This is a genomic window from Vibrio sp. OPT24, assembly GCF_015163545.1.
GTDB classification, from domain to species: Bacteria; Pseudomonadota; Gammaproteobacteria; order Enterobacterales; family Vibrionaceae; genus Vibrio; species Vibrio cyclitrophicus.
Genome location: NZ_JADDYI010000003.1, coordinates 73,136 through 79,412, shown reverse-complemented (window position 1 = coordinate 79,412; position 6,277 = coordinate 73,136). Strand labels below are relative to the sequence as shown.

Genomic DNA, 6,277 nt, shown 5'->3' with positions numbered 1-6,277 from the left:
GCGTTCAATCTGAGCCATGATCAAACTCTTCAATTTAAGATTTTGTGACTCAACGAATACTGACTTCAAAACTACTATGTAATTTTAAAGCTATTACCATTCCAACAGAATGATAATGAATTGACTGTGCCAAATAACCGAAGTTATTCGTATTGGTCACTCAGTTCATTGAAATCAATTTTGATTCCGAAGAATCTGTTTTATCTAACGATAAAACGTTTTGATATTCATCAACGAGTGCCCACACAGATTGATAGGTTTAAATTGTTAAAGAGCTTTTCCTTTTTGAGCTTCGCTCAAATCGGACGGCCATTTTAGCGATTTAAGTTTTAGTGTCAACCACTATTTTCAAAACTTTTTTCAAGCGCTTAACTTGGCTAATTTGGCTTGTTGATTCGTTTTGGTTTCCTAAGAAGCCTTCCCGTTTCAACGAGGTCGCATTATAGAGATTTCGATCACACTGGCAAGCCCTTTTTGAAGTTTTTCTTACTTTTTTGATTGTTCGAGCGTTTTTTGTTCAAAACACCTCATTATCACTAGTATTCCTCTTAATTAAGGGCTTAAGGTACCTATATAAAGGAGGACTTATGAGTTCAATACGCAGTTATAAAGGAATATCCCCTCAGATTGGACAAGGTGTCTATATAGATACAAGTTCGGTACTGGTTGGTGATATCAAAATCGGTGACGACTCTAGCGTGTGGCCTTTGGTTGCAGCTCGAGGAGATGTTAACCACATTCATATTGGGGAGAGAACGAATATCCAAGACGGCAGTGTCTTGCATGTCACCCATAAGAATGCAGAAAACCCTGACGGTTATCCTCTATTAATAGGTAATGATGTCACTATCGGACATAAAGTAATGCTGCATGGCTGTACTATTGAAGATCGCGTACTTGTTGGCATGGGAGCTATCGTGCTTGATGGCGTTATTGTTAAAGAAGAAGTGATGATTGGTGCTGGTAGCTTAGTTCCACCTAATAAGGTACTTGAAAGCGGTTATCTATATGTAGGAAGCCCAGTAAAACAAGCACGCCCATTAAATGATAAAGAGCGTGCCTTTTTACAGAAGTCAGCTGACAACTATGTTCAGAATAAAAACGACTATCTAGACTCTGTACTGCCAGTCTAAAGCATTTTGATTTGAATCCGATTAGAGGAGTCATACTCCTCTTCTTCTATTAACTCTTCAGCTAGCTCTTCAATATCAAAACGTAACTCTGAAAAAATAACTAAAGCTTGATCGCCTTCTCCTATCTCTTTACCAGCTAATCGAGATAGTTCCTCAATAGACATTACACACTCAATCAGGGCGCCCGACTGCTGCGCAGGGAAGGTGATTGATTGATTCTCTTCATCCCAATCTTGTATATCCGGAAATAGAATTGATTGATTCATTTTTTATAAATACCTTCTTACATCTCTAGGTTTTTACGTAATTCTCTTAAAATCTGTTTTGTTCCCGGACGAAGGCCACGCCAAAGCATAAAGCTTTCTGCTGCCTGTCCCACTAACATGCCCAAACCATCATAAGCAGCATGAACACCATTATCTAATGCCCATTGATTAAATACGGTAGTTCCCGAACCGTAAACCATGTCATAAACGGAACTATTCGAATTAAAGATAATCTCAGAAACTTCAGGAAGCTGACCACTTAGACCAGATGAGGTCGAGTTAATGATGACATCAAACCCTTCATTAACATCGCTTAATCCCATTCCTTTAATGTTTCCATATGAAGAAAACATCTCAGCCAGAAGTTCAGCCTTTGAACTAGTTCGATTTGCGACCACCAACTGTTTTGGCTTTTGGTCGAGAAGAGGTTGAATCACTCCTCTCGCAGCACCACCAGCGCCAAGAAGAAGAACGCGAGCTCCTTTTAACGCAACTTGATGTTGAAGCAGATCTTGAACTAAACCCTCACCATCGGTGTTATCACCAATGATTTCTCCGTCATCGAGCTTCTTAAGTGTGTTTACAGCACCAGCTAGTTCAGCCCTTTCAGTTAGGCGATTGGCAAACTGATACGCATCTTCTTTAAAAGGTGCTGTGACATTACATCCTCTACCACCTTCGCTGAAAAAGGCTTTCGCAGCAGTGATAAATTCACTATGTTCTGGCTGTAATGCTGTATAGGTAAGTTGTTGGCTGGTTTGGCGAGCAAATAATGTGTGAATGAATGGCGATTTGCTTTGACCAATAGGGTTACCGAAAACGGCATAACGATCTACTTGCTGTGTCATATCCTTACCTAACAGAAATAAAAAAGGGTCTTCTATATAGATGACCCTATCACTATCCCTATAAGGAAGGAAGAACTACCAAACTCGAGGCTTTAGGTAGTCGCTATAAAGCAGAGCTTCTGGTGAACCCGCTTGTGGTTCGTAGCGGTATTCCCAGCGAGCCAATGGCGGCATCGACATCAATATAGACTCTGTACGACCACCGCTTTGTAGACCAAATAGGGTGCCACGGTCATACACAAGGTTAAATTCAACATAGCGACCACGACGATAAAGCTGGAAGTCACGCTCACGTTCACCATAAGGTGTCTCTTTGCGTCGTTCTACAATTGGTAAATACGCGGCTGCAAAACCTTCACCGACCGCCTGCATATAAGCGAAGCTCTTTTCAAAGCCCCACTCGTTTAAGTCATCAAAGAACAGACCGCCAACACCACGTATTTCATCACGGTGAGGTAGATAGAAGTACTTATCACACCACTCTTTGTGTTCTTGGTAAACATCATCACCAAATGGTGCACACAGGTCTTTAGCAGTTTGATGCCAAGATTGGCAATCTTCATCGACAGGATAGAATGGCGTTAAATCAAAACCACCACCGAACCACCAGATAGGATCTTCCCCTTCCTTTTCGGCAATAAAGAATCGTACGTTCGCGTGTGAGGTTGGGATGTATGGGTTTTTAGGATGGATAACTAATGAGACACCCATAGCTTCAAACTTACGTCCGGCTAATTCAGGACGGTGAGCTGTTGCAGAGGCAGGCATAGCCTTACCAGCGACATGAGAAAAGTTAACACCGCCTTGCTCAAATACCGCACCATTGGTCATCACGCGAGTTCGACCACCGCCACCAAGACGTTCGCCAGGTTCACGCTGCCATGCATCTTCTTCAAAAAGAGCTGCACCATCAGCTTGTTCAAGCTGTTGGCAAATCGAATCTTGTAGGCTCAGTAAAAACTGCTTTACTGCTTCTTTATCAATTGCTGACATCTTACTTCCTTTGCAGGGTTTAACCCTGTCTTAATATTTTCGACGTTTTTGCATCTCTAATTTCGCTTGGTTTTTCGCGACCACCCGTGTGACCTTCTAAAATAGAGACTAGATATTGGCCAAGTTGCTGCTGAACTTCTTCAGTCGTCATGCAAGGCGGCTCGCCAGTCAGGTTGGCACTGGTAGAGGTTAACGGCTTACCGAATTCATTACACATTCTTTGAACTAAAGGGTGATCAGTCACTCGTACTGCAATGGAATCAAACTGGCCGCTGACCCAGTTAGTCACTTTGCTGCTGGTTGGCATGATCCAAGTAACTGGGCCAGGCCACGTTGCTTTTACGGTCGCTAACTGCGCTTCCGTCAACTGGCTTTCATCAATATAAGGCAACAACTGCTCATAACTCGCAGCAATTAGGATCAACCCTTTCTCCATCGGTCGCTGTTTTAAATCGAGCAATTTCTTGATAGCTTGTGGATTATCGGGATCACAACCGACCCCAAAAACGCCTTCGGTAGGGTAAGCAATGACTTCACCTTGCTGTAATGCCTGCAATGTATGTTGAAAGTTATCCACGGGCTGCCTCGTTAATTCAGTTATCAAACTCGCTAAGTGTACAAATTATCATTCACTGTGACTAAAGCTATTTGTTTATAAAATGTATCAATTAACAACTTAGACTGACGCAAACGTTTTCCTTAAGTAGTTTTACCCGTATAATGCGCGCAAAATATCTAATCACTAATTAAATCGTACCTGAAGGAGTTTGAGATGACTGTCGGTATTATCATGGGTTCTAAATCTGATTGGCCAACAATGAAGCTAGCTGCAGAAATGTTGGATCAGTTTGGCGTGGCGTACGAAACAAAAGTGGTTTCTGCTCACCGCACACCTCAGTTGCTTGCAGACTACGCAACCAGTGCGAAAGAGCGCGGTATTAAAGTGATTATTGCGGGTGCGGGTGGTGCTGCGCATCTTCCGGGTATGGCTGCAGCTTTCACAAGCGTACCTGTTCTTGGTGTTCCCGTTCAGTCTAAAGCACTGAAAGGCATGGACTCTCTGCTTTCTATTGTACAAATGCCAAAAGGTATCGCGGTAGGTACTCTGGCTATCGGTGAAGCTGGTGCTGCTAACGCTGGTATCCTAGCCGCGCAAATCATTGGTACTCACAATGAAGAAGTGATGGCAAAAGTAGAAGCGTTCCGCTCTGAGCAAACAGAAACGGTTCTGGCTAATCCAAACCCTGCAGAGGACTAATTCCCATGCATGTTCTTGTGTTAGGCGCGGGCCAACTTGCTCGCATGATGTCCCTAGCTGGGGCACCACTGAATATTGAAATTTCTGCTTTTGATGTTGGCAGCAAAAATATTGTTCACCCATTAACGCAAGCGATTCTAGGCAGCGGCTTAGACAATGCGATTGAGCGTGCGGACGTCATTACTGCTGAATTCGAACATATCCCTCACGATGTACTTGAGGTGTGTGAGCGCAGCGGTAAGTTCTTACCGACAACAGAAGCAATCAAAGCTGGCGGTGATCGTCGCCTTGAAAAAGCCCTGTTAGACGAAGCAAATGTGAAAAATGCCAAGTACTACGTGATTAATTCTCGCGAAGACTTTGACGCTGCGATCGCTCACGTTGGCTTACCAATGGTATTGAAGAGCACACTTGGCGGCTACGATGGCAAAGGTCAATGGCGCTTAAAGACATTAGACAATGTTGACACGACATGGACAGAAATGGCGGAGTGCATTGCCGCAACAGATAACCAAGCAATTGTGGCTGAAGAGTTCGTCCCGTTTGATCGCGAAGTCTCACTGGTCGGTGCTCGTGGTATCAATGGCGATATTCAAGTGTACCCACTGGCTGAGAATGTTCACACCGATGGCGTGTTGAGCTTATCGACAGCAATTGATGACATTGAACTGCAAGAGCAAGCGAAAACCATGTTCACCTCAGTTGCAGAGCGTTTGGATTACGTTGGTGTGTTGGCGCTTGAATTCTTTGATGTTAAAGGTTCACTGCTTGTAAATGAGATTGCACCACGTGTTCATAACTCTGGCCACTGGACTCAACAAGGTGCTGAAACTTGTCAGTTTGAAAATCACCTACGTGCCGTATGTGGAATGCCACTAGGCAGCACTAAACTGATTCGTCCTACGGCAATGATCAACATTCTTGGCGAAGATACCCTCCCTGAGGCTATTCTGGCTCAAGACGGTTGTCATGTTCATTGGTATGGCAAAGAGAAGCGTGCGGGTCGTAAGATGGGCCACATCAATGTGAGCGCTGACTACAACGCCGAGCTGCAAAGAACATTATGTTCATTGGCAAACATTCTCGATAAGCAAGCCTACCCTGCTGTTCATGAATTTGCAGAGCAACTGAAGTAAGCTTTCATTGTGGGTTTAATATAGAAACGGCGCTCATTGAGCGCCGTTTTTGTGTCTATAACATCAGGTTATTGAGATTGAATGTGGTGACACTTGCGATCAGCACATTGCTTCTTAGTACCACTGGCCGTTTTCTTCTCCAGCAACAATGGAAACAAGCATTCTTCACAACGACCTATAACAGGTGGCTGATTAACGGCGAATTTACACTTAGGGTAGTTATCACAAGCATAGAAGATTTTGCCATAGCGAGATTTACGCTCAACCAAATGGCCTCTGCCACACTCAGGGCAAGCAACAAGTGGCTGCTCTTCAGGCCGTTCTTTCGGTTGGTCCAAAGATTCGATGTGATTACACTCTGGATAGCTGCTACAACCAATAAACATCCCAAAGCGACCTTGCCTTAATACCAATTCGTTTTGGCATTTAGGACATGGTACACCCAGCTCTTTCACCACATGGCCATCGTTTTGATGTAGGGGTTTGATGTAATCGCAACTTGGATACTGCTTGCAGCCTAAAAATGGACCGTGCTTACCATGGCGAAGCTGAAGCTCTCCACCACACTGTGGACATGGTTCATGCTCTAATGCATGTTCATGTGCTGAAAAAAGCTGATTATCAATCTTACTACTCATGACAA

The 6,277-nt window shown here is 43.8% G+C and carries 8 protein-coding genes; 3 read left to right on the top strand and 5 right to left on the bottom strand.

Annotated elements, in window-relative coordinates:
• Positions 1-587 precede the first annotated feature (587 nt).
• Positions 588-1,133, top strand: coding sequence for a gamma carbonic anhydrase family protein (locus IQO02_RS01015; RefSeq protein ID WP_010433372.1), 546 nt, complete (start codon positions 588-590; stop codon positions 1,131-1,133).
• On the opposite strand, the gene IQO02_RS01010 is transcribed toward IQO02_RS01015, so the two are convergent.
• The 4 genes from IQO02_RS01010 to IQO02_RS00995 form a co-directional block, all read right to left on the bottom strand.
• Positions 1,130-1,399: a DUF1488 domain-containing protein gene (locus tag IQO02_RS01010; protein WP_010433369.1), complete on the bottom strand. Its 270-nt coding sequence runs from the start codon at positions 1,397-1,399 to the stop codon at positions 1,130-1,132. The genes IQO02_RS01015 and IQO02_RS01010 overlap by 4 nt on opposite strands.
• Positions 1,400-1,416: 17 nt before the next feature.
• On the bottom strand, positions 1,417-2,247 hold the full coding sequence (aroE, locus tag IQO02_RS01005; protein WP_010433366.1) for a shikimate dehydrogenase: 831 nt from the start codon (positions 2,245-2,247) through the stop codon (positions 1,417-1,419).
• Between the two features lie 75 nt (positions 2,248-2,322).
• Positions 2,323-3,240: an oxygen-dependent coproporphyrinogen oxidase gene (gene hemF / locus IQO02_RS01000; protein ID WP_102282647.1), complete on the bottom strand. Its 918-nt coding sequence runs from the start codon at positions 3,238-3,240 to the stop codon at positions 2,323-2,325.
• A gap of 19 nt (positions 3,241-3,259) precedes the next feature.
• On the bottom strand, positions 3,260-3,817 hold the full coding sequence (locus IQO02_RS00995) for an L-threonylcarbamoyladenylate synthase (protein WP_010433350.1): 558 nt from the start codon (positions 3,815-3,817) through the stop codon (positions 3,260-3,262).
• Positions 3,818-4,012: 195 nt separating this feature from the next.
• On the opposite strand from IQO02_RS00995, the gene purE reads away from it, so the two are divergent.
• Both purE and IQO02_RS00985 read left to right on the top strand, forming a co-directional pair.
• Positions 4,013-4,498 (top strand): 5-(carboxyamino)imidazole ribonucleotide mutase, encoded by a 486-nt coding sequence (gene purE / locus IQO02_RS00990; RefSeq protein WP_004735777.1) that lies wholly within the window; start codon positions 4,013-4,015, stop codon positions 4,496-4,498.
• A gap of 5 nt (positions 4,499-4,503) precedes the next feature.
• The gene (locus IQO02_RS00985) at positions 4,504-5,634 is read left to right on the top strand and encodes a 5-(carboxyamino)imidazole ribonucleotide synthase (RefSeq protein ID WP_016799604.1); all 1,131 of its coding nucleotides are present in this window, start codon (positions 4,504-4,506) and stop codon (positions 5,632-5,634) included.
• Positions 5,635-5,702: 68 nt separating this feature from the next.
• Here the strand turns inward: IQO02_RS00985 and IQO02_RS00980 are convergent, their stop codons facing one another.
• Positions 5,703-6,272: a type I DNA topoisomerase gene (locus IQO02_RS00980; protein ID WP_010433345.1), complete on the bottom strand. Its 570-nt coding sequence runs from the start codon at positions 6,270-6,272 to the stop codon at positions 5,703-5,705.
• Positions 6,273-6,277 lie beyond the last annotated feature (5 nt).

Bases quoted from the DNA above. Each gene is read 5' to 3' on its own strand.
- IQO02_RS01010 (WP_010433369.1), bottom strand. From the start codon at position 1,399: ATGAATCAATCAATTCTATTTCCGGATATACAAGATTGGGATGAAGAG.
- IQO02_RS01015 (WP_010433372.1), top strand. From the start codon at position 588: ATGAGTTCAATACGCAGTTATAAAGGAATATCCCCTCAGATTGGACAA.
- aroE (WP_010433366.1), bottom strand. From the start codon at position 2,247: ATGACACAGCAAGTAGATCGTTATGCCGTTTTCGGTAACCCTATTGGT.
- hemF (WP_102282647.1), bottom strand. From the start codon at position 3,240: ATGTCAGCAATTGATAAAGAAGCAGTAAAGCAGTTTTTACTGAGCCTA.
- purE (WP_004735777.1), top strand. From the start codon at position 4,013: ATGACTGTCGGTATTATCATGGGTTCTAAATCTGATTGGCCAACAATG.
- IQO02_RS00980 (WP_010433345.1), bottom strand. From the start codon at position 6,272: ATGAGTAGTAAGATTGATAATCAGCTTTTTTCAGCACATGAACATGCA.
- IQO02_RS00985 (WP_016799604.1), top strand. From the start codon at position 4,504: ATGCATGTTCTTGTGTTAGGCGCGGGCCAACTTGCTCGCATGATGTCC.